General features: G+C 51.7%; 20 protein-coding genes. 4 read left to right on the top strand and 16 right to left on the bottom strand.

The window, feature by feature from the left end; translation table 11 throughout:
• Positions 1–10: 10 nt before the first annotated feature.
• The 8 genes from IAE55_RS26485 to IAE55_RS26450 form a co-directional block, all read right to left on the bottom strand.
• Positions 11–715 (bottom strand): glycosyltransferase family 2 protein, encoded by a 705-nt coding sequence (locus IAE55_RS26485; protein WP_145029236.1) that lies wholly within the window; start codon positions 713–715, stop codon positions 11–13.
• 12 nt (positions 716–727) lie between these two features.
• Entirely contained in the window at positions 728–1,846 is a 1,119-nt protein-coding gene (locus tag IAE55_RS26480; RefSeq protein WP_200634324.1) for a DegT/DnrJ/EryC1/StrS family aminotransferase, read from the bottom strand.
• A 22-nt stretch (positions 1,847–1,868) separates the two neighbouring features.
• Positions 1,869–2,579 (bottom strand): N-acetyltransferase, encoded by a 711-nt coding sequence (locus IAE55_RS26475; protein ID WP_234489878.1) that lies wholly within the window; start codon positions 2,577–2,579, stop codon positions 1,869–1,871.
• Positions 2,576–3,535: a Gfo/Idh/MocA family protein gene (locus tag IAE55_RS26470; RefSeq protein ID WP_200634323.1), complete on the bottom strand. Its 960-nt coding sequence runs from the start codon at positions 3,533–3,535 to the stop codon at positions 2,576–2,578. The genes IAE55_RS26475 and IAE55_RS26470 overlap by 4 nt, the downstream gene beginning before the upstream one ends.
• Positions 3,536–3,538: 3 nt before the next feature.
• On the bottom strand, positions 3,539–4,540 hold the full coding sequence (locus IAE55_RS26465) for a glycosyltransferase family 4 protein (RefSeq protein ID WP_200634322.1): 1,002 nt from the start codon (positions 4,538–4,540) through the stop codon (positions 3,539–3,541).
• A gap of 19 nt (positions 4,541–4,559) precedes the next feature.
• A complete protein-coding gene (locus IAE55_RS26460; protein WP_145029228.1) occupies positions 4,560–5,534 on the bottom strand; it encodes an NAD-dependent epimerase/dehydratase family protein in 975 nt (324 codons plus the stop codon).
• Positions 5,535–5,818: 284 nt separating this feature from the next.
• Positions 5,819–7,096 carry a nucleotide sugar dehydrogenase gene (locus tag IAE55_RS26455; RefSeq protein WP_313958133.1) on the bottom strand — a complete coding sequence of 426 codons (1,278 nt, stop codon included), beginning with the start codon at positions 7,094–7,096 and terminating at the stop codon, positions 5,819–5,821.
• A gap of 562 nt (positions 7,097–7,658) precedes the next feature.
• Entirely contained in the window at positions 7,659–8,579 is a 921-nt protein-coding gene (locus IAE55_RS26450) for an NAD-dependent epimerase/dehydratase family protein (RefSeq protein ID WP_200634321.1), read from the bottom strand.
• Positions 8,580–8,750: 171 nt separating this feature from the next.
• Here IAE55_RS26450 and IAE55_RS26445 point away from each other — a divergent pair, with 171 nt between their 5' ends.
• Both IAE55_RS26445 and IAE55_RS26440 read left to right on the top strand, forming a co-directional pair.
• A complete protein-coding gene (locus IAE55_RS26445) occupies positions 8,751–9,302 on the top strand; it encodes a hypothetical protein (protein ID WP_145163174.1) in 552 nt (183 codons plus the stop codon).
• 102 nt (positions 9,303–9,404) lie between these two features.
• The gene (locus IAE55_RS26440; RefSeq protein WP_200634320.1) at positions 9,405–10,439 is read left to right on the top strand and encodes a YhcN/YlaJ family sporulation lipoprotein; all 1,035 of its coding nucleotides are present in this window, start codon (positions 9,405–9,407) and stop codon (positions 10,437–10,439) included.
• Between the two features lie 65 nt (positions 10,440–10,504).
• On the opposite strand, the gene nagA is transcribed toward IAE55_RS26440, so the two are convergent.
• The 6 genes from nagA to efeO form a co-directional block, all read right to left on the bottom strand.
• A complete protein-coding gene (nagA, locus tag IAE55_RS26435) occupies positions 10,505–11,680 on the bottom strand; it encodes an N-acetylglucosamine-6-phosphate deacetylase (protein WP_105446112.1) in 1,176 nt (391 codons plus the stop codon).
• On the bottom strand, positions 11,677–12,405 hold the full coding sequence (gene nagB / locus IAE55_RS26430) for a glucosamine-6-phosphate deaminase (RefSeq protein WP_089548430.1): 729 nt from the start codon (positions 12,403–12,405) through the stop codon (positions 11,677–11,679). Before nagB ends, nagA begins: the two co-directional genes overlap by 4 nt.
• Positions 12,402–13,286, bottom strand: a complete 885-nt coding sequence (locus tag IAE55_RS26425; protein ID WP_076174180.1) for a MurR/RpiR family transcriptional regulator — start codon at positions 13,284–13,286, stop codon at positions 12,402–12,404. Before IAE55_RS26425 ends, nagB begins: the two co-directional genes overlap by 4 nt.
• 206 nt (positions 13,287–13,492) lie before the next feature.
• Positions 13,493–15,313 carry an FTR1 family iron permease gene (locus IAE55_RS26420; RefSeq protein WP_200634319.1) on the bottom strand — a complete coding sequence of 607 codons (1,821 nt, stop codon included), beginning with the start codon at positions 15,311–15,313 and terminating at the stop codon, positions 13,493–13,495.
• A gap of 48 nt (positions 15,314–15,361) precedes the next feature.
• The gene (gene efeB, locus IAE55_RS26415) at positions 15,362–16,657 is read right to left on the bottom strand and encodes an iron uptake transporter deferrochelatase/peroxidase subunit (RefSeq protein ID WP_200634318.1); all 1,296 of its coding nucleotides are present in this window, start codon (positions 16,655–16,657) and stop codon (positions 15,362–15,364) included.
• Positions 16,658–16,660: 3 nt separating this feature from the next.
• A complete protein-coding gene (efeO, locus tag IAE55_RS26410; RefSeq protein WP_200634317.1) occupies positions 16,661–17,563 on the bottom strand; it encodes an iron uptake system protein EfeO in 903 nt (300 codons plus the stop codon).
• A gap of 351 nt (positions 17,564–17,914) precedes the next feature.
• Between efeO and IAE55_RS26405 the strand changes: the two genes are divergently transcribed.
• The gene (locus tag IAE55_RS26405) at positions 17,915–18,139 is read left to right on the top strand and encodes a helix-turn-helix domain-containing protein (RefSeq protein ID WP_036649309.1); all 225 of its coding nucleotides are present in this window, start codon (positions 17,915–17,917) and stop codon (positions 18,137–18,139) included.
• A 151-nt stretch (positions 18,140–18,290) separates the two neighbouring features.
• On the opposite strand, the gene IAE55_RS26400 is transcribed toward IAE55_RS26405, so the two are convergent.
• On the bottom strand, positions 18,291–18,665 hold the full coding sequence (locus IAE55_RS26400) for a hypothetical protein (RefSeq protein WP_105446116.1): 375 nt from the start codon (positions 18,663–18,665) through the stop codon (positions 18,291–18,293).
• A 240-nt stretch (positions 18,666–18,905) separates the two neighbouring features.
• On the opposite strand from IAE55_RS26400, the gene IAE55_RS26395 reads away from it, so the two are divergent.
• Complete coding sequence (locus tag IAE55_RS26395) at positions 18,906–19,901, top strand: GNAT family N-acetyltransferase (protein WP_200634316.1); 996 nt, start codon at positions 18,906–18,908, stop codon at positions 19,899–19,901.
• Here the strand turns inward: IAE55_RS26395 and IAE55_RS26390 are convergent.
• Complete coding sequence (locus tag IAE55_RS26390) at positions 19,896–20,120, bottom strand: DUF6199 family natural product biosynthesis protein (RefSeq protein ID WP_105446118.1); 225 nt, start codon at positions 20,118–20,120, stop codon at positions 19,896–19,898. The two genes, IAE55_RS26395 and IAE55_RS26390, sit on opposite strands and share 6 nt — an antisense overlap.
• Positions 20,121–20,377 lie beyond the last annotated feature (257 nt).

Raw genomic sequence — 20,377 nt, 5'->3', positions numbered from 1 at the left:
ACGATCAATATTATTGCTGAGTTCGTTGCTCCGGATACCGGCGATAGTAATACAATATTTCAGGCAGGTTCTCAACCGAATAGCCTGTAAGCACATAACGCGTAATGAAATACATATCTTCGCTAACCGTCTCCGTTCCTCTCGGATAACGCTCCAACCCGCCGAGAAGATCGAACAATGAGCCTCGCATCATCAGCGTCCCATGGCATACACAATGCCCGCCAGACATATATATGCCGGCAATGTTCTCATAGCCATACTTTACAAAATCGAGGACATACTGCTTTTCAAAATTTCCATCTTCGAACCAAGCTATTGATGTGCCGCAAAGGCAGAAATTCGTATTCTCCTGCAGAAATCTGACCTGTTTCTCAATCCGCTCTGGATGTGAGATGTCATCTGCCGCTTGTGTTGCGATGAACTCGCCTCTTGCTAAGAAATAGCCGGTGGTAAACGCACCGGAAAAGCCAATATTATAAGGCAACTGATGATAGACAAATCTGTTTTCTCTGATTACGGGATGATTTCTATGCTTCATCACCCATTGTTGAATGATTAGATCTGTATTATCTGTGGAACCGTCATTTACGACAATAATTTCAATATGAGGATAGGTTTGATGAATAAGGCTATCTAGCGTTTCCTCAATATGTCGGGAAGCATTATAAGCGCCTATTACAATACTGGCTAAATTAGGAACCCTTTGGAATTTCACGTATTGACCTCCTTATTTACTGCGGCTGTAAGCCGCAAGCTTATTCATGATATACTGCTGCTGATCATCGGTAAGAAAGGGATGCACGGGAAGTGCGAGCGCATGCTCAGCTACCTTCTCGGTAACTGGAAAGTCTCCTGCCCTATAACTTAAAGAGGAGAATGCTTGCTGTAAATGAAGCGGACATGGATAATAGCGGGCAGTAGTAATTCCATGCTGATCCATGTGGAGTAATAATTTGTCTGGATCCGGGACCTGTATGACATATAAATGGTAAACATGGCTGCAAGCCGGATCGCAATACGGTAGGATTACGTCGTTCAGATGTGCGAGCTGATTCGTGTAACGCTCAGCCAGTTCCTGGCGGCGTTTCGTCCATGCGCTTAATTTTTGCATTTTGATTCTCAGCATTAAGGCCTGAATTTCGTCCAGCCGGCTATTAAGTCCAACTGCCTCGTGATAATATTTCAGCTTTCCCATCCCGTGGAAAGCGAGTACCCGGATACGATCTGCCATTTCGTCGTCATTACTCGTAACCATGCCTCCATCGCCGAAGCCACCTAGATTTTTAGTTGGGTAAAAGGAGAGGCAACCCGCATGGCCTAAGCTGCCTACCTGATTGCCTTTATATTCCGCACCTATAGCCTGACATGCATCTTCAATAATGATCAGTGAATAACGGTGTGCCAGTTCGGCAAATGCGTCCATATCTGCTGGCTGCCCGAAAAGGTGCACAGGGATGATCGCCTTGGTACGTTCCGTTATCTTTGCTTCCGCGTGGGCTGGCGAAAGGTTATACGTTCGCTCATCGATGTCGGCAAAAACTGGGGTTGCCCCTACGCGTACAATAGCTTCGGCTGTAGCAAAAAATGTAAAGGGAGAAGTAATTACCTCGTCTCCAGGTCCGATCCCATTTGCCAATAAGGTGAGGATGAGAGAGTCGGTTCCATTTGCTGTCGATATGGCATGTTTAGCTTGAGTAAGCAGCGCTATCTCCGCTTCGAACCGCTTCACCTCTGGTCCTGCAACAAAAATACCCTTATCCAGAACCTCGGACAATGCATCAAGAATATGCTCATTACGTAAGACCCGATATTCTGATTGTGGATCAAATAAAGGAATATGCTTCATTGGTAGAGACTCTCCTTCCAAGTCACTTAGCCGCGACGCCTTTGACTATCTTTCCATCTGTGACGTCCTTGGTAACGATTGCCCCTGCACCGATCATCGCATTTTCTCCGATAACGATACCTGGCAGCAGCGTCGCGTTATTGCCGATTCTGGCTCCTTTCTTAATATGCGGCCCTTTCAGAGGAACCTCTGTAGGCTCCATGTATTTGTCATTCGAAGTAGAAACTTCCGGACCAATAAAAACGTTGTCTTCGATGATCATGTCCGCGGTAATATAGGCCCCGGTTTGGATAACGCATTGATTTCCGATCTTTGTTCGGCATTCCACTTTTGCATTGCGGCCTACTACCGTCGAATGGCCAATGTTTGTTTGTTCCCTGATACTGGCCAAGTCGCCGACCATAACGTCTTCCCCTAGTTGACTACCTGCATAAATAACGGTTCCGTTGCCAATGCTTGCGCCTCTCCCGATGACCAATCCTCTTTGATCTGTGACATTATGAATGACTTTGGAATTTTTGAAAGGTTGACAACCGAGGTAACTGCCGTTTCCGATAGATACGTCATCTCCAATGATTGTGTTTTGAAGTATGACGGTATGATGGCCAATTCGGACATGGTTTCCAATTGTGACTCCCGATTCAATAACGATATGATGGCCGAGTACGACATCTTTGCCGATCGTCGCATTCGTCGAGATCACGTTCGTCGAATCATCATTCCGCTCACTCATTTGGATTCCTCCGCTTGTAAAATCTTCTTAGTGATTTCACCTGTGATCTCCATGACCAGAAGTCCACCCTCACCAGGTACATTGGGCTGCGTTCCGTTTTTGATACATGTGATAAAATCAAGCAGCTGCAGCCACAAGGGCTCCTGTATAGGAACAGCAATTTTTTCAACGATATTTTGTTGGGTGTAATTCATGTTTAGCGAGGTTTGATAAAAGCGAGTCGAACGGGTGATAAGCAAATGTTTATCCAATAAATCGGCTTGAATGAAAGCAGTCTTCGTCACAATTCGAATCGTTCGAATCTTCTCCTCCGTAATATAACTCGCCGTTACCTGCGCGATGATCCCATTGTCCATCCGAAGGAGTGCCGATGCATGACGAATGATGCCTTGATCTACGTATCCGACAGCCTGGATTGCCTCGGTTTTTGTCTTAAACAGATGGTTCATAATGTAAATATCGTGAATCATCAGGTCATCGACAACATTGACGTTTTGCCATCTGGCTTCGAATGGACTCATGCGATGAATGTCTACCGCAACAACATCTTCCTGCTCAATGATTTGCCGCAGTACCCGAATGACGGGATTATACAGTTCGATATGTCCTACTTGCAGCTTCACGCCGGCCTCAGCTGCACGTTTATTTAAATCCATACCTTCCTTCATATTTTGAGCGAGAGGTTTTTCCATCAGCATGTGGACACCTTTGGCTATACAAGCCAGGCCGACTTGGTAATGATGAAAAGTGGGAACTGCAATCGATACCGCATCAACCTGCCCAAGAAGGTCCTCCATACTTTTGAAGGCCATTGTCTGGTACTTAGCGGAGATGTGCTGTGCCCGCTTTTGATCAGCGTCATATATCCCGATCAGCTCGCAGTAATTTGATAATGCAGTATAAACCCGAACGTGATTTTCACCCATTACGCCTGCACCGATTACACCTACCCGCATGATTTATACTCCTCTTTCTGCGATATCACGGCATAAATACATGAATTCATACCACTTCTTGCAGACTGCTTCGGGTGCAAACTGTTTACTCTCATTTAGAGCAAGCTGCGAAAGATAGTTCCGGTAAGCATCATTGAAAAGAAGTTCTTGAAGGGCGGAGGCGTATTTCTCCAGGGCATCAGGGAGCCACCAATAAGGGGGGGACCCCCAGTTTACGTCAAAAATCAGCCGTTGACTCGATGCGACATGATAGATCCCACCCATTGCGGCTGCGATAACCGGGACACCACAAGACATGGCTTCTAAAATTTGGTTGGGGCAATTTTCAGTCTTACTGCCACAAATCAGGATATGCCAGCTGCCTACAATCTCCGCCATCTGATGATGTGGTACATTCGTTCGGATAAAAAGGTTCGGGGGATGGTCGTTTAACCAGCCATGCTGATTACTAGGCGGGGCGGATAGGATCATTTCGAACCGAATGTGCGGGAACCTTCGTGCGAGAAACGGCATAACCTCAGGCCCCTTCAACAGACCATTCAAATCATGACCAATCCATCCGACCACAGTCTCACTGCTTTTCCTTCTGGGGTAAAAGATTTCGCTGTCAACAATGTTTGGAATGATATGCATGAGATGAGCTGGGTAATTGTACTCCTGCATATACTGCTTTTGGAACTCCGAATAGACAACCATCGGTACATGGCGCTCGATCGGACGGTGCTGGTCGAAATTAGGTCCCGTGCTCCAAAAATCCCCTTTGTAAACCTGAAAATCCGGTGTGTAGTTCTGAACAAAATGGTTCCACCAGCCGGGAGCGTATTTATCGACCAGCAACGCGTTACTCGGATAGATGGGCACTTGCCCCGGATTGGGAGCAAAAGCGATCCGTAAATCCGGCGGACAAAAACGAGGCAGCCATTTGGCCCGCATATTGGCCTCCGTATAAGGTCCTGACATAGCTTTTGCTTGAAAATAATCCATAATAAATTTAAATTGAAACATTATGCATCCCTCCTGTCCTTCATCGGTGTATCCCAAGCTCCCGCCGGTACCATTCGATCGTCCGTTCTAACCCGAGATCAATACCGACTTGCGGATCATATCCCAGTATCCCTTTGGATCGAGTTAAATCCGGTTTGCGGGCTGGCATGTCCTCATACCCGGGTCCATATGCCTCCTCGTAAGGCTTAATCAACATCTCCGACGAGGACCCGGTCATCCGAATCACGAGCTCGGCTAACTGCTTGATCGTAATCGATTGTTCAGAACCAATATTGAAAATGAGGCCATCGGCTTTCGAGCTTAATGCCTTCACTGTCCCTTGCACCGTATCGTCAATAAACGTAAAGCATCGGGATTGTGACCCATCTCCATAAACCTCTAGTGGCCGGCCTTCCAAGGCAGCCATAATAAAACGTGGTACAACCATGCCATATTGGGAATTCGTTTGACCGGGGCCATAGGCATTAAAATAACGCAGAATCGTAACCGGAAGGCCTTTCTGAGAATAGCCTAAGCACATGTGTTCATCTAACGATTTAGCAGTCGCATAACACCACCGATGAATGGACGTTGATCCATAAACACGGTCCGAATCTTCACGAAACGGCAGATCACGATTTTTACCGTATACTTCTGAGGTTGAGGCAAAGACGACCTTTCTCCCCATTTCATAAGCGAGTTCCAGTACGTTTCTTGTACCGTCAATGTTGCCTTCTATAACTTTCAGCGGATTTTCCACCGTGTTCTTAACACCAAGTACTGCGGATAAGTGAAAAACAACATCTGTTTGTTGGATCAGTGTTTTCATGAGATCGCGGTTCAAGACGGTACCCTCAATAAAGCGGTGATTCGGGTGATGCAAAACCTCGTTAAGGAATTTAAGAGAGCCGGTAGACAGATTATCAAGTGACCATACCCTGTGATTCATGGACAACAATTTCTTCACCAGGTTGGATCCAATGAATCCTGCGCCGCCTGTAACTAAAATATCCATAAGGTACACCCCTTGTGATCAAGATCCCTTCCTTCGGTGCACAATGAATTGCGAATGTCTGAACAGGCCACCTCATAACAAGGAGAATGATAGACGATCAGGGCCTATGGTAGGTTGGCATAATACCTTGTTGAATGAACGGAAGGTTGATATCATATTTTTATCGTTTGCCGTTTGACATATCTTACGGCCACTCGTGTAAGAAAGTACTGGTCAACAATCTAAAATCCCATTGAAACCTTTTTTGGATATCCTCCCGCAAATTTTCACCATGAGTCCTCTTATTAGAGTAGAATGATATTTTTGCGATCTGTTATATTTCTAGTGGCGTTACGTGTGTCAACTACGATAGGGGTGTGCGCCACTAAGGTCTCATAAGGGATATTGGAATGATCCGTTAAAATGAGCGTGCAATCGAAGTGTTTCATGTTTCGGGCTGTGAGCTCAATCGAATGAAGTCTGGTTTCTCCGACTTTCAGTTCATCGACATAAGGATCAAAATATTCTACTTGGGCTCCAGATGCTATAAGCTGCTCTATGATATGAATGGCAACCGACTCTCGAATATCATTCACATCTTTTTTATACGTGACGCCGATAACAAGGATATGACTCCCAGGAAGCTCTTTTGGAAGCAGAGCCTTTGTAACCCGTTCTACAATATATCCAGGCATATCCTTGTTTACCTGATGGCTAAGCTCAATGAAAGGCAAATCGTTGTCGTGTTCTCTTGCCTTCCATAATAAATACAGGGGATCGACGGGGATGCAGTGTCCACCTACCCCTGGACCAGGGTAATACTTCGTAAAACCGTAAGGTTTAGTTCCGGCAGCTTCAATGGCCTCCCAAAGACTAATATCCAATTTCTCGCACAATCTCAGTAAGCTGTTCATAAACGAGATGTTTACGTAACGCTGACAGTTCTCCAAAATTTTTGTCATTTCAGCAACCCTTGGTGAGGATACTACAACGATTTGATCAAATACGGCTCCATACACTTGTTTGGCAAAAGTTGTACATGATGGGGTAACGCCCCCTACAACTTTAGGGATTTTCTCCAACTCCCATTTTGATCCGGGATCGATTCGTTCTGGTGAATAAGCGAGTGAAATATCTCTTCCTACCAGGAATCCGGTTGACTCCAGAATAGGTTTAATTCGCTCCTCGCTCGTTCCTGGAAAAGTGGAGCTTTCGAGCACGACGAGCTGGCCCCGTCGGAGATACTGAAGCGAGCTTTGCAATGCCCCTATGACATACTTCAAATCAGGCTGATCGTCATCCCCAAGCGGTGTTGGAACGCAAATAATGATAACATCAACTTTTTCGATCACATCAAACGAACTGCCGACATAGAATCTATTTTTACTGAACAGTTCCCGGATGTCGCCTTTCTCATAATCCGAAAGATAGGGTTGACGCTTGTGTAACATATTAATCTTTTGTTCATCTACATCGATGCCGTATACAATGTGCCCTTTCTCGAGAAATAACCGGGCCAATGGTAATCCGACATATCCCAGCCCGATTACGCCGATTTTATACTTCGGAATATCCACCATCATTCTTCCAACTCCCTTTGATCGATCTCGTAGCATAGTACGCGGAATAACTAAAACTGCGTTAGTTGATTGTCCAAATTAGCAAAAATAGTGGAGTATCACGAATTTTCATAGATTCTGTGACAAATGATTTTCGTTTAAGGACGGGGTTGAACTAACGTTGAAGGCGTCCATAATGAGACAAGGGCAGCGAAATCCGGATCTAACCGCTCGGCCTGTCCGTTCAGGTCCGGATTTTCTGGGAGGGAGAGACGTGCTAACGAGTAGGTAGACGTCTTGAATGGCTATAAATTTAAACATATGTAATGCTAGATCGATACGGCTATGTAGACATGTGCCCTGAACCCGCTCTTGGCCATTTCACGAGGGACTTAGTTATAAATAGATCAGGTAAGTAAAACATCCGCCCTATGGGACGGATGTTTTTGAAAGAGGATCAGCGGAAGAGTTTAGTTTTAAGATATAGAAAGTACTAGTTCCGGATCCTTTTCCCTGGACCAAGGACCAGATGAGAACGAACCGTTCTCCCCGCTCGTTTGTCCATTTATTCAGCTCGTAAATTCCGCTACAAGTTATCAGCGAAACTTCGATACGTCTCTTGAAGCCCCTGTTCCAGCGAATAGACGGGTTTCCAAAGGAGCTTTCGCTGAATCGCTTGATTCGATAAGCAGCTGTGGCGGATGTCTCCTGGCTTGTCGGGGCCGTGCTGCACATTCATTTCCCGGGAATGAAACTTGCGGAGGAACGACACCAAATCGTTAACCGTAGCCGCTTTTCCGGTGCTGACATGCAGAGTCAAATCCTCAGGATGGCTGCTTGCCGCGATCAGAGCTTCGACAACATCCTTGACATAAATAAAGTCCCGCGTCTGATTTCCGTCGCCGTTGACAATCAGCTGCCGGTCATGGTGGATCCGGTCCATAAAGATGGCCACGACGCCGCCTTCTCCCTTTGCGGTCTGACCCGGTCCGTACACGTTGGCGAAGCGGAGAATAGCATGGGACAATCCGAATAAGGATGTGTATAAACGAATGTACTGCTCGCCGGCCAGCTTGGAAAGGCCATAGAAGGAAATCGGGAGCGTGGGGTCACTTTCCGTCATGATGTCCTTTTGCAGGTTACCGTATACACCTGATGTGGAAGCAAAGATGACCTTGCGGACCTTTGCTTCCCTGCAGGCGTTCAGTATGTTAAGCGTGCCCCCAATGTTAATGTCCATATCCAGGAAAGGATCCCGTATCGATTGCTGCACATCCGCCTGCGCAGCCAGATGGACAACGGCATCCGGCTGAATGGAAGTAATCATCTTATAGGCATCCGGGCTTCGAATATCAAGCGTATGAAGAACCGCCTCTGGAGGGACTTTTTCGGCTCGGCCCGTGGACAGATTATCAATAACATGCACCTGCGAACCAAGAGACGCAAGACGACGGACAAGATGCGAGCCGATAAATCCCGCGCCGCCTGTCACGACAACCGTATTCATGCATCTACCTCCTGTGTGTTAGGTCATGATCTATCGTATGTGGAGGAGAAACGTTCGGTATTAGGCGATCCAACCATTTCCGCGGCTGATGCAAAGATCTCGGGCGGGATGGGTAAAATGAAGGCAAGGAAGGGTAAAACCGAATGCCTTCAAGCAAATGGGGGATGAGCCATGCACGTTAAGAAGTGGTTAGGAGCGGCCGGGTGCCTGCTTTTGGTCGTTATTGTCGCAACACTCATAGCGGATCGTGAAGCGAACCCGCCGGATCCGGTCCGGGAAACAATGGCTGCAAATGGAGAGCAGATCCAGGAGTCGACAGGGATATTCAAATGGAATGATAAAGAGGTACGGAGTGTGGAGTGGGAAGGGAGAAATCAATCCTGGATTTTACAGCGGGAACCGGCTGCGGCGGGAGAGAGCATGTCAGGGAGCGGATGGCTGCTTAATGGAAGCGAACTCCCTGTAAGTCAAGCGGAATCGAGGATTCGAAAGCTTCACGAGTTGGGGCAAAACGGGGGTACCCGCCGCGCTTCGGCTTTAAGCCATGAAGTGATCGTTGGTACCATTACGGTTACTTTAAGCGGATTAAAAAAGGAACCGGAAGTTTACCTCATCGCGGTCGAATCGGATCACCCCGAACAGGTGTGGATCCTGCGCAGTGGCGATCCTTTAGCTTATTTGGTATCCAAGGATGCATATTTGGAACTTGAGCAGCTGCAGTAGCACCGGTCCCGTCATGCCAAAACCTTTCAGCATACCGGATCATGCGGGTGGTCATCCTAAATGGTGTTATTAATACACCTATTAGAGATGGAGGATGAACTCATGCTACGATCCAAAGCGATTAGTCTTTCGGTATCAGCAGCCCTGCTCGTGAGCATGGCCGGTGTTGCCGGCTGTACGACGAAGGAGCCTGCAAATACGAACATCCGCACCAAAAACGTCATTGACGGCAACGGCAGAACGGGACGTATCGGCGTGAATTCCCTGCGGGAAAACGGCTTGATCAGTCCGAAAGGCTACACATACAATACGAATAGCACGAATAACGGCAACACAGCGACCACCCATAACTTGACGAATGCCCAATTGTCGCAAAAGCTGTCCGATAAAGTGGCAGCTATGAAGGAAGTTAAATCCGCCAACGTTCTCGTGGCCGGTGATACGGCCTACGTTGCCGTGTCCCTGCGTGATACGGCCAGCAATACCGGCGGAAACACGGGCGGAAACATGGGAGCAAAAAGCTTCAGCGGCACCCACAACATGATGAACGGAAGCAGCTTTAACAATGCCGGAACGGCCAATGGAAGCAGCTTCAACAACCGTTCGAAATCGGGAACGGTGCGTAACGGCGTTCGCGGAACCGCTCCGAATGCCGCCGCAGCACATCATAACATCCGCAACTATTCGTCTAAAGGGGCCAGCATTACGGGGAACAACGGCTATAATATGACGACGTACGGTACGGCAGGCACGACGGATAACGGGGTCGGCACCAACAACGGTATGGGTACCGGCAATGCCATGGGTTCCACCGGTAACCGTACCGGCCTGATGGGTGCCGGCGGATACAGCGATTACCGCAATGACACGATCACGTCCGACATCAAAGACCGTATCGCCAATACGATCAAGAGCACGGATAACACAATCAAGAACGTCTATGTATCTGCAAATCCGGGCTTTGTCCAAGGATTGGCTAACTTATCGGCACAAACACAAGGAGGACATCCGATCAAAGGACTCATGTCCGACCTGTCGACGATGGTGGAGCGAATCTTCCCAATGAATGCCGGGAATGGCAACCGTACTACCAATTACAATGCCCCCGTACACCATTTTGATACGACCAATCGGTAAAATTGCCGATAAAAAGGGGCTGCCATAAGCTTGTTATGGACAGCCCCTTATACATAATTCGTTTTTTAAAATACCTTACGTCCTTTAACCCAAACGCCTTGAATATCCAGCTGGTTATCCAGCAGCAGAACGTCTGCCTGCTTGCCGATTTCGATCGTGCCGGTGCGGTCTTCGATCCGCAGCCGTTTGGCCGGGTTGAAGCTGGCGGCGAGGGACGCCTCTTCGATCGACAGGCCCACGTTGTTGATGAGGTAGCGGAAGCCTTTAATCATCGTCAAGGTACTTCCGGCAAGACTGTCCCGCTGACCCTTCAAGGTAGCGATTCCGTCATGCACCTCAACCGGAAGGTCGCCGATCATGTATTCCCCATCCCCGAGTCCGGCTGCGGACATGGCGTCCGTAATCAGGAGCAGATTGTTATCCTGCTTCAACCGGGCCAGGATGGAGATGCAGGCCGGGTGCACATGGATGCCGTCGGCGATGATTTCCGCGTGGATGCGCGGATCGCTCAGCACCGCCCCTGCGGTTCCGGGTTTGCGGTGGTGCAGCGGCGTCATTGCGTTAAAGGTATGCACGCCTTGGCGCAGACCAGCTTCCACGGCCGCTTCCACCTCGTCGTACGTCGCATCCGTATGGCCCAGCGCGGCGTTGATACCGTGCTCGGTCATCCAGGCGATCGCGTTCAGCGCGCCTTCGCGCTCCGGCGCCAGCGTCACCTGGCGAACGAGACCCGGATACGCAGCTTCCCATTCTTCCAGCCATTCTACATTTGGCAGGACGATATGCTCCGGATTTTGCGCTCCCGGCCATTTCGGGCTGATAAAAGGCCCTTCCAAATGAACGCCCTCAACGGTTGCGTAAGGCATGTCATGCTGCGTATACTCGTGAACCTCCTTGAGGACGCGGTCGATCGCCGCCTTTGGCGCGGTCATGGTCGTCGGAAGAATCGAGGTGGTTCCCTGTGAGCAGTGGAAGGCGGTAATGGTATCCAGCACTTCCTTGTTTGAATCCATAAAGTCCTGGCCGTTGCCTCCATGCACGTGGACATCAATAAAGCCGGGAACGATGTATCCGTCCGATTTGTGTTGGCTTGCGGCAGAGTCCGTCCAGCGCTGCGGCAGATCGCGGGCAAGCCCCGCATAGACGATCTTGCCGTCCTGGATGGCGACGGCTCCTTCTTCCAATACCCCTGCCGGCGTTACGACCTTGCCGTACAAGAGCTGTACGTTTTCTTCACTCATCCTAACAACCTCCCTGCACCTTGATCCAGCAGCACCACGACGTTCGGATGGCATTGCAGCAGCGATGCCGGGCACTGCGTCGTAATCGGTCCTTTCAGCGCGCGCTTCACGATCTCAGCCTTGTCTTCGCCACGAACGAGCAGCAGAATCTGCTTGGCCTTTAGAATGCTGCCGACCCCCATGGTAATCGCGTGCTTAGGCACATCGTCCAGCGACGGGAAGAAGCGTGCGTTCGCCGTGCGGGTTTTTTCCTGAAGCTCAGCCACGTGCGTTCCGCCGTCCAGGCTGTCATCGGGCTCGTTGAACCCGATATGCCCGTTGTGGCCGATGCCGAGAATTTGCAGGTCCACCGGGCCGTTCTGCTCCAGCATGGCGTCGTACTTGACGCATTCTTCCTCCAGATCGGCGGCGTTGCCGTTTGGAACATGCGTATTTTCGAGCTGAATATCGATATGATTGAACAGCTTCTCGTTCATAAAGGTACGGTAGCTCTCCGAATGGCCCTCAGGCAGGCCGACGTACTCGTCCAGATTGTAGCTGGATGCTTTCGCAAAGCTGACCAGGCCCTGCTGGTACATTTCGATAAGCCGTCCATAAATTCCTACCGGGGTGCTGCCTGTGGCCAGGCCGAGTACCGCTCTCGGTTTGGTATGAAGCAGGCTGGCGATCAGGCTGGCCCCGGTGGCGTTAAAATCAGCTTCGTTTTTAAACGTATAAATGTTCATGCTTGAAAATGACCTCCTCTGGATTTTCGGTAATTCTGTACGTTATGGTAGGACTGCTCCAGCTTGGGAACATACTGTCCGAACTGCTCGCTGTTCATCCCCATAAAGAGGATATCGACGAGATGGAGCTGGGCGATGCGCGAAGCCATGTCTCCCCGGCGCATTCCTTTTTCCAGGGAAGAGGCAAACAAAGGAATATCGGCCATGGCAGCCAGCGTATTGCTGCTGTACGACGTCAGCGAAATGGTCGCTGCCCCGCTGTCTTTGGCGCAGGCTAGCGCATCGATCGTTTCGAGCGTTTCCCCGGAATAGGAGATGGCGACCGCCACATCCCGGCCCGACAACGTCGAGGCGGAAGTAATTTGCATATGTGAATCAGCGAAGGCGGTACAGTTCTTACCGATCCGGATCAGCTTCTGGTAAAAATCCTGGGCGACGATGGACGAGGTGGCTACCCCGTACAAGTCGATCCGATCGGCGGCGCAGAGCAGGCGGATCGCCTGGGCCAGACGGTCCATGTCGAGCAGGGACGTCGTGTCGCGGATGGAGGCCAGGTGATTCGCTTCCATGGCCTCTACGATTTGGGATAACGGATTGTTAGCCACGATATCCTGATAGGAAGACATGCCGCTCCGCTCCTGCATTTCGGTATGGGCGATTTCGGCGGACAGCTTCACCTTTAGATCCGGGTAGCCCTTGAGATGGAACGCTTTGCAGAACCGGGTCACGGTGGCGGGACTGGTCCCGCACTGCTCGGCCAGCTCCTTGATCCCCATGTGAACGACTTCGGAAGGGGAGGAGAGGATAAAATCGGCGATCCGGCGCTCCTGCTGGGACAGCCGTTCCTGCTCCTGCGCCAAGGCGTGTAATATAGGTGCCAATCGCAAGCCTCCTTGGATAAAACTATTTGATGCTGCAGAAAATGAAAATAATTTTAATGATTAATTCTAATTTAGAGAAAATAATTTTTGTTTCATACCCATCATAGGCCATTTGTCTTACGTTTACAAGGGGCGGGAATGTTAAATTTCTGTAAAAGCGAAGCGCAAAAAACCGGACTCCTTAGAGTCCGGTTTTTATAAGAGATTTATGCGCGTGCCTTGGATCCCTGCGTATTCCGCAGTTCCACGCGAATCAGCTGCCATAGCATGAAAGCAAGCACGACCATCTGTGGAATGAACGTTTCCCAGGTCGGATACATGCCAAGCCAGGATACGGACGGCAGCCCGGTTTCCGAATGGGCGGGAATGCGACCCGAGACCTGGAGCGAATGGATGCTGTCTCCGAGGAAACGGAAAACCAGGTAGTAGATCAGCACCGTCGCCGCCAGGAAAAAGCCGCGCAGAGGCAGGCGGGCACTGAGCACGATAATCGCATAAGCGAGCACGGCCAGAACGGCAAAGGCGCCGGCGATTCCAAGGATCAGCTGCCCCATGTCAATGGAGGAGGCCATCCCGGCATAGAAAATGGTCGTTTCCGCGCCTTCACGCAGGACGGCTATACCAGCCAGCACGAAAAGAGACCACAGACTTCCTCGGGCCAGCGCCTGATCCATCTGGCTGCCCACGTATTTGTTCCAGGCGGCCGTGTTTGACTTGCTGTGCAGCCATTGCCCGACGGTCAGCATCATCACCACGGCCACCAGACCGGTGATGCCTTCGATCAGCTCGCGGGCGCTGCCTGAAGCCGCTTTGGAGATGGAGAAGGTGAGCACGACTGCGAGCAGGAGGCTGAGGACGAGGCCTGACCCGGCTCCGCCCCAGATCCATTTCTGGCCGCGCGTATTTCCGCTTCGCTTCAAATAAGACAGCAGGGCGGACAGCACGAGAATGGCCTCCAGGCCTTCACGGAGCAGAATCAGTGCGGCATCCCAGGCGGTATATTTGTGATCGACCGCAAGCGGGGTGAGGGAGGACTTCATCTCGTCCATGATTTTTACGGCTTCATCCAGTTTGGGCGGACTGGAGAGCAGGTAACCGGAAACGGCCGACATTTTAATTTCAATATCCGTGTAAAGGTCCGGAGCGGATACCCGCACCTCTCCCTCGACCGCCGGCCAGATGGAAATGAACTTCGTCATCTGGTCCGCCGCTTCGCTGCTTCGGCCGGCCTGCGCATCTTGGCGTGCGGTTTCGAGGATGCCCAGCACGTCGGATAGCCGGTAATTTCCGTCACTACCGGAATCAGCAGCAGCGATTTTTCCTTCGGTATAACCGGTCATCAGCGTAGTCAGCTTCTGCATTTCCTTCACGGCCTGCTCTTCGCGTACCGGCTCAGCCTGGAGGGCGATCCGCACGAGGCTGAGCCCGGTTTCAAGCTGTCCGTAGACCGTGAAGTTATCGCTGCGGATCGGAGTTTCTGCCGTCGGCCATGCATCCACGATCGACTGATAGCTTCGCTTGGCCGCGTCCCAGTCCCCCGCCTGCATGGCCTTCAAGCTGTCCTGCGCCAGAGGCAGAAGCTTCTTGGCCGATTCCACGCCGCTTATGGCGGCGCCAGTAGATCCGCTCGGGCTCTCGGCCGCGGTGACGTATGCGTTGACCGCCTTGGCCAATGCAGACAGCGCGGTTTTTGCCTCCGGTCCGCCGCTTGCAAGCTTGCTCTGCGCGTCTTGAAGCGCAGCGTCGACGGCCGCGGTCAAGCCGGCATGATCCGTGTCCCCGGCTTTGACCGGCTCCCAGAGCTGTTTGAATTGGTTCAGATCCTCGCTCGCTTTGGACCATTCCTGCTGGCCCGCTTCAACCAGGGCGCTGCCTACAGAAGGCAGAAGGGAATCCAGGGCGGGATTTCCTTCCGCTTCGGCGCGCGGGGCCAAGATGCTCATGAGGAGCATCGCAAGGGTCAGCAGGGCGCCGAGCAGCGGGCGGTTCCGTCGTCCGGTACGAGGTGTAAGGTTGCTTCGCAGCATGGTGAAGTCTCCTTTATGTCAATTCTGCTAGAGTTTGATATCTACGGGCTACAATAGCGTCTCTCCGATATAGCCTCCCGAAGAGGCGCCGGGGAAACAGGCGAACACCGCGCTCCCGACATGCTGAATATATTCGTTCAGCCGGTCGCTCTTCGCAAGCTTCTGCTGAAGGGGGATGAACTGCTTCTGCAGGTCGCGCTGAAAGCAGATAAAGAGCAGTCCGGCATCCAGCTGGCCGGTCTTGGCGTCCATGCCCCCCGAATAAGAATAGGACCGGCGGAGGATCTGCACGGAGCCGTCTCCGCGGGCGAGCGCCATATGCGAATTGGCCGGAATAGCCGGCGATCCGTCGGGCCCTTTGGCGGACAGGTCGACCTTGTCGAACTCGTGCTGTCCGCCAAGCGGTGCGCCGCTGGCCCGGTACCGTCCGAAGGTCTCCTCCTGATCCTTCAGGGAGGATCGGTCCCACACCTCAATCCGCATCCGGATCCGGCGTACCACCATGTAGCTGCCGCCGGCCATCCAGGCTGCACCGCCTTCGGCCCCGGCCCAAACGACCCGGTTCATCTGCTCGCTGCTTGTCGTATCCGGATTGGCCGTGCCGTCCTTGAAGCCGAGCAGATTCCGCGGGGTTCCGCCTGCGGGGTCGGCGCTGCCGGTCCGCTGGAAGCCCTCCTGGGTCCAGCGGAGCACGGCCGTGCCGCGGGCAATGCGCGCCAGATTGCGGATGGCGTGAAACGCCACCTGCAGGTCGTCCGCGCAGGCCTGAACGGCCAAATCGCCGCCGCACCAGCGGGCGTCCAGCTGATCCCCGTTAAAGGCCGGGAGATCGGTGAAATTGGCCGGCCGCTTGGAGGCGAGCCCGAAACGCGAATCAAACAGGGACGGCCCCGCGCCGAACGTCAGGGTCAGCCGGGAAGGTGAAAGACCTGCCGATTCTCCGGTATCCACCGGCGGCAGGTTGTGATTGGCGCTCTCTTCCCCGAGCATGGAGCCTTCGGTCATGGCCGCAGCTGCGGCGGTCCAGGCTTGAAACAGCTTCTTCAGCTCCTTCGCATCGGTCGTGGTCACGTCGAAAGCGGCGAAGTATATGAAGTTTTGCGAAGGGGTGATAATGCCGGCCTGATGTTTCCCGTAGAACGGGATGCGGTCTTCGGTGTCAGGCTGGCCGGCAACAGCTGCCGCAGTCTTCCGCTCCTTCGCGGCGAAAAGGCCGCCGATACCGGCGCCCCCGATGATCAGTCCCAGGCCGCCGGTGCCCGCCAGCCGCAACAAGTCGCGGCGGGACAGCGGCTTTTTCAAAATCGACGAATCTTTGGTTTCCTCATGCTCACGGTTTGACATGCTTTACACTCCAAGCAGGGTGCCCATATTCGACAGCGGCTCCGCCAGGGCATCCAGGTTTTGGCTGAGTTTGCGGACTTCGTCCTCTTTCAGCTCGGTGTAGCTGACGTATCCGTCGCCTTTCTTGTAGGCGTCCAGCTCTTTCTTGAGCGCATCAAATCGCTCCCCGATCTGCTTTTCTAGATCCGGGTCCTTTTTGGCCAGGTCGGGCTTCAGGATTTCGTAAATTTTGGCTGCGCCTTCTACATTGGCCGCAAAATCGTACAAGTCCGTGTGGGAGTACAGCTCCTCCTCGCCGGTTACCTTGGAGGAAGACACTTCGTTCAGCAGCTCAACCGCTCCGGTTACCATCAGGCTGGCGTCAATATCGACCGTCTCCACCTTGGCACGGAGCAGCTGCGCGTCCTGCAGAAGCCGGTCGGCAAAGGCTTCCTGGCCGTTGGTCGTCTTATCCTCCCACAGTCCCTTCTCGATCCGGTGGAATCCGCGCCATTCGGCGGCATCCACATCGTTCACGCGGGCGTCAATGTCGGGATCCAGATTGCCAAGCGCCTCGGCAATCGGTTCGATCCGCTCGTAATAGGAACGGGCCGGGGCATATAGGGCCTTCGCTTCCTCGAGCTTGCCGGCTTTCACCGCTTCGGTGAATTTTTCCGTTTGCTTCACGAATTGATCGCACTGCTCCACCGCGAAGGTGCGGTAGGATTCCACGGCTGCGCTGAAATCGGCCGTCTGCGCCGCAGCTGTATCGGTACCGGCGCTTGGCGCCGATGTGTCAGTATTAGCGGCTGACGTCTCAGTCTTTGCCTCGCTGGCAGCAGAATCCGCGCTTTCTTTCTCCGAGCAGCCTGCGAAGAGCAGGGAGGAGAGGATAATACCAGCGGGGATGATCGTATGTAACTTCAAGTTCAAAGCAGCTCCTTTTTTTAGATTATAGAATGTGTACATTTTCAGCGGCGCTGAATGATTCTGTAACCGCAAGAAAAATTTCCTCTATTTCTTATAGAAGAAACGGGGGAAAGATCAATTTGATAATGATTCTCAATTTCATTGATAGCAACATCATAATGAGTTACCGACGATGTGTCAACTGCCATTTTAAAATGCCGAAATCTCCCTTATTGTAAGCCCTTTCAAGGCAGGTGCCTAATTTTTAAGCATAACGACACCAAAGCCCGGTGCCTTACATAATATGAGTTGACTGTATCCCTTTACCTTGTTATACCATACAAACCCGAGCAAGGAGGGGTGACACCATTGAAGGGGAACGATCATAAGAGCAAATTTTTGTTGACTCATCGTGAGCGCGAAGTATTTGAACTGCTCGTTCAGGACAAAACGACACGCGATATCGCCGGTCAGTTATTTATCAGCGAGAAGACGGTCCGGAACCATATTTCCAATGTGATGCAGAAATTAAACGTCAAAGGCCGTTCTCAGGCCGTTGTCGAGCTGATCAAGCTTGGGGAATTAAAAATCTGATCGAAGCCTCTCTTGCGACCTTGGCCTTCTGCAGGATGTCTTCCTTGACGGGAAGACATGCGGGAGGTTCTTTATTTTGTTCACTTTCCATCTTATGCGGGGATTTGGTTACATGAGAAAGGGTACCCTGTCGGGTACCCTTTGCAGATGGTTACTGTCTGATGATAAGAATGTCTTGCGGCGGTCTGCCGGTGCTTTGGATTTGGGAAATTTCGGCGTTCGTCAGGTTGCGTCCAACGAGGATGAAAGAAGACGTGACGTTGTTAAAGTTGAAATTGCCCAGGTTGGCTACATTTTGGCTGCCACGGAACACGCGGAAAGATCCCTGGAAATTAATCCGTGAGAACAAAACAAGTGTCACTTGATTGCTCTGCACCGTATTTCTGAGACGGAAGCTGGAGAGAAGATTGTCGAAGCGGAAAGCTCCAAGGTCGCGGACCGCAACTCCACCGCGTCTGAACAAAATTCTGCGGCCCGTAAAATTAATGCCGGACCAAAGGGCAAGACGTACATCGCTGTTTGCCAAATATATCACTCCTTTTCTTAAGATTGATATATTCTATGCCGGCTTCACAAATCGGTATCGGACAGATGATAGCGTGCAAAAGTTTGATTTTCAAAGATTAATATATATGAGCACGTGGGGGAGCGGAAAGCGCTCCGGCTAAGGAAAAAAACGCTATATCCAAACTTTATCGCTTCATCAAGGTGATTGCATGAGATAATGAGCGAGGCAGACCAATACCATTTTTTGGAGGAATACATATTGTCAAACTTTACGATTCGCCGTTTTGGCAGGGAGGATTTTCGAGCGGCCGCGGCGCTGCTGAGCCTGATCTGGTCGGAACCCGTCACCGCCAAGCAGCTGCAGGACGAAGAGGAAAGCATTCCGCCGGGCCAGCTCCATTACGACGAAGAGGGGCGGCTAATGGGCTGGGATCGCCCGAAATGGGTCGCGGTGAACGGGGAGGGAGAGGTCATCGGTTACGCCATCGCCTGGCGTGCGCCCTGGAACGAACCCGGCAGCCTCAACGTTACTCTTGTCGTCCATCCGGATGAACGCGGCCGCGGAGCCGGCAGGGCTCTGTCCCGGGAAGTGCGCGAGGGGGCACGCATGGTTAAGGCTTCCCGTCTCGTTTGTTTTATGAGGGAGAATGACGGGGCCTCGCTGGCGTTTGCGGAACGCCGGGGCTACCTGCTGGAACGCCACACCTTTGAATCTGTGCTGGACCTGTCGTCTTTTACCGACCAAGCTTTGCTGCCAAGCATTCGCAGCGCCGAGTCATCCGGCATTATGTTCGTGACGCTGAAGGATGAGCCTGGAGAGGCGCAGGAACGAAAGCTTCATGAGCTGTACAGGATCGCCCATCAGGACATTCCGGGATACAACGAGGATTTCCCCTGGTTTGAGGAATGGAAGAAATGGAACATTAACATGGCCGGCGTGCGGCCGGAGTATGTACATATCGCTAAGGACGGGGACCGCTATGTCGGCGTCGTGACCTTGCAGCAGAACGAACAAACCCAGGCGATGTACCACCAGTTTACCGGTGTGCTGCCGGAGTATAGGGGCCGGCGGATCGGGCTGGCGCTGAAGCTGTTGGCCATACAAACCGCACGCGCTGCCGGTGTGCCTTATTTGCGAACCCACAACGATTCGCTGAACGGTCCCATGCTTCGCATCAACCGCGATCTGCTGGGGTTCCAGGCGGTACCCGGAAACTTCAAAATGGTCTGTTCTCTGGAAAAGGGGCCGTCATAAAAACAACAGCATAAACAACCCGATCACGATAAAAATCGAGCCGAGCACGATCGCAAGGAAGCCGCGGATCTTTTGGAGTTCCAGGTAGGATTCGCTGGGCTCCGCTTCTTCTTCTGTCTTCCAGCTTTCACTGCTCCGCCATCCCCTCCCCGGGTTCCGGCGGTTCATGATGCCGCCTCCAATCAAGATCAGCCCAAAGATGATCAGATACACGTTCATATCCATCAGCTCCTTTCTATATAGAACGTCTGAATGGAGCCTGCGGTTCCAGAACATCGGTAATATGCAAATGAATATCATTTTCCGCAATTCATGAGAAATCCCGGGAAATGAAACATGCTAGGATAGAATGAACTAAAGAAATGAATGTTATAGGGCAACTGTCGGGCCGTTATTACAGGAAGTTCATGCAACTTTAGTTCAATCTATATAGGATAATGGCAGAATCAACGAATCCTCAAAACTTGGAGGAGGAT

It is taken from the genome of Paenibacillus sp. S28 (genome assembly GCF_016624415.1).
GTDB classification, from domain to species: domain Bacteria; phylum Bacillota; class Bacilli; order Paenibacillales; family Paenibacillaceae; genus Paenibacillus_AQ; species Paenibacillus_AQ favisporus.
This window is presented reverse-complemented; position numbering and strand designations above follow the sequence as displayed.

What these genes read in the sequence shown, in the direction of transcription:
- IAE55_RS26390 (WP_105446118.1), bottom strand. Translation starts at nt 20,120, where the DNA reads ATGAACGTGTATCTGATCATCTTTGGGCTGATCTTGATTGGAGGCGGC.
- IAE55_RS26440 (WP_200634320.1), top strand. Translation starts at nt 9,405, where the DNA reads ATGCTACGATCCAAAGCGATTAGTCTTTCGGTATCAGCAGCCCTGCTC.
- IAE55_RS26460 (WP_145029228.1), bottom strand. Translation starts at nt 5,534, where the DNA reads ATGGATATTTTAGTTACAGGCGGCGCAGGATTCATTGGATCCAACCTG.
- nagB (WP_089548430.1), bottom strand. Translation starts at nt 12,405, where the DNA reads ATGAACATTTATACGTTTAAAAACGAAGCTGATTTTAACGCCACCGGG.
- efeB (WP_200634318.1), bottom strand. Translation starts at nt 16,657, where the DNA reads ATGTCAAACCGTGAGCATGAGGAAACCAAAGATTCGTCGATTTTGAAA.
- IAE55_RS26450 (WP_200634321.1), bottom strand. Translation starts at nt 8,579, where the DNA reads ATGAATACGGTTGTCGTGACAGGCGGCGCGGGATTTATCGGCTCGCAT.
- IAE55_RS26445 (WP_145163174.1), top strand. Translation starts at nt 8,751, where the DNA reads ATGCACGTTAAGAAGTGGTTAGGAGCGGCCGGGTGCCTGCTTTTGGTC.
- IAE55_RS26420 (WP_200634319.1), bottom strand. Translation starts at nt 15,313, where the DNA reads ATGCTGCGAAGCAACCTTACACCTCGTACCGGACGACGGAACCGCCCG.
- IAE55_RS26465 (WP_200634322.1), bottom strand. Translation starts at nt 4,540, where the DNA reads ATGTTTCAATTTAAATTTATTATGGATTATTTTCAAGCAAAAGCTATG.
- IAE55_RS26470 (WP_200634323.1), bottom strand. Translation starts at nt 3,535, where the DNA reads ATGCGGGTAGGTGTAATCGGTGCAGGCGTAATGGGTGAAAATCACGTT.
- nagA (WP_105446112.1), bottom strand. Translation starts at nt 11,680, where the DNA reads ATGAGTGAAGAAAACGTACAGCTCTTGTACGGCAAGGTCGTAACGCCG.
- IAE55_RS26480 (WP_200634324.1), bottom strand. Translation starts at nt 1,846, where the DNA reads ATGAAGCATATTCCTTTATTTGATCCACAATCAGAATATCGGGTCTTA.
- IAE55_RS26475 (WP_234489878.1), bottom strand. Translation starts at nt 2,579, where the DNA reads ATGAGTGAGCGGAATGATGATTCGACGAACGTGATCTCGACGAATGCG.
- IAE55_RS26455 (WP_313958133.1), bottom strand. Translation starts at nt 7,096, where the DNA reads ATGATGGTGGATATTCCGAAGTATAAAATCGGCGTAATCGGGCTGGGA.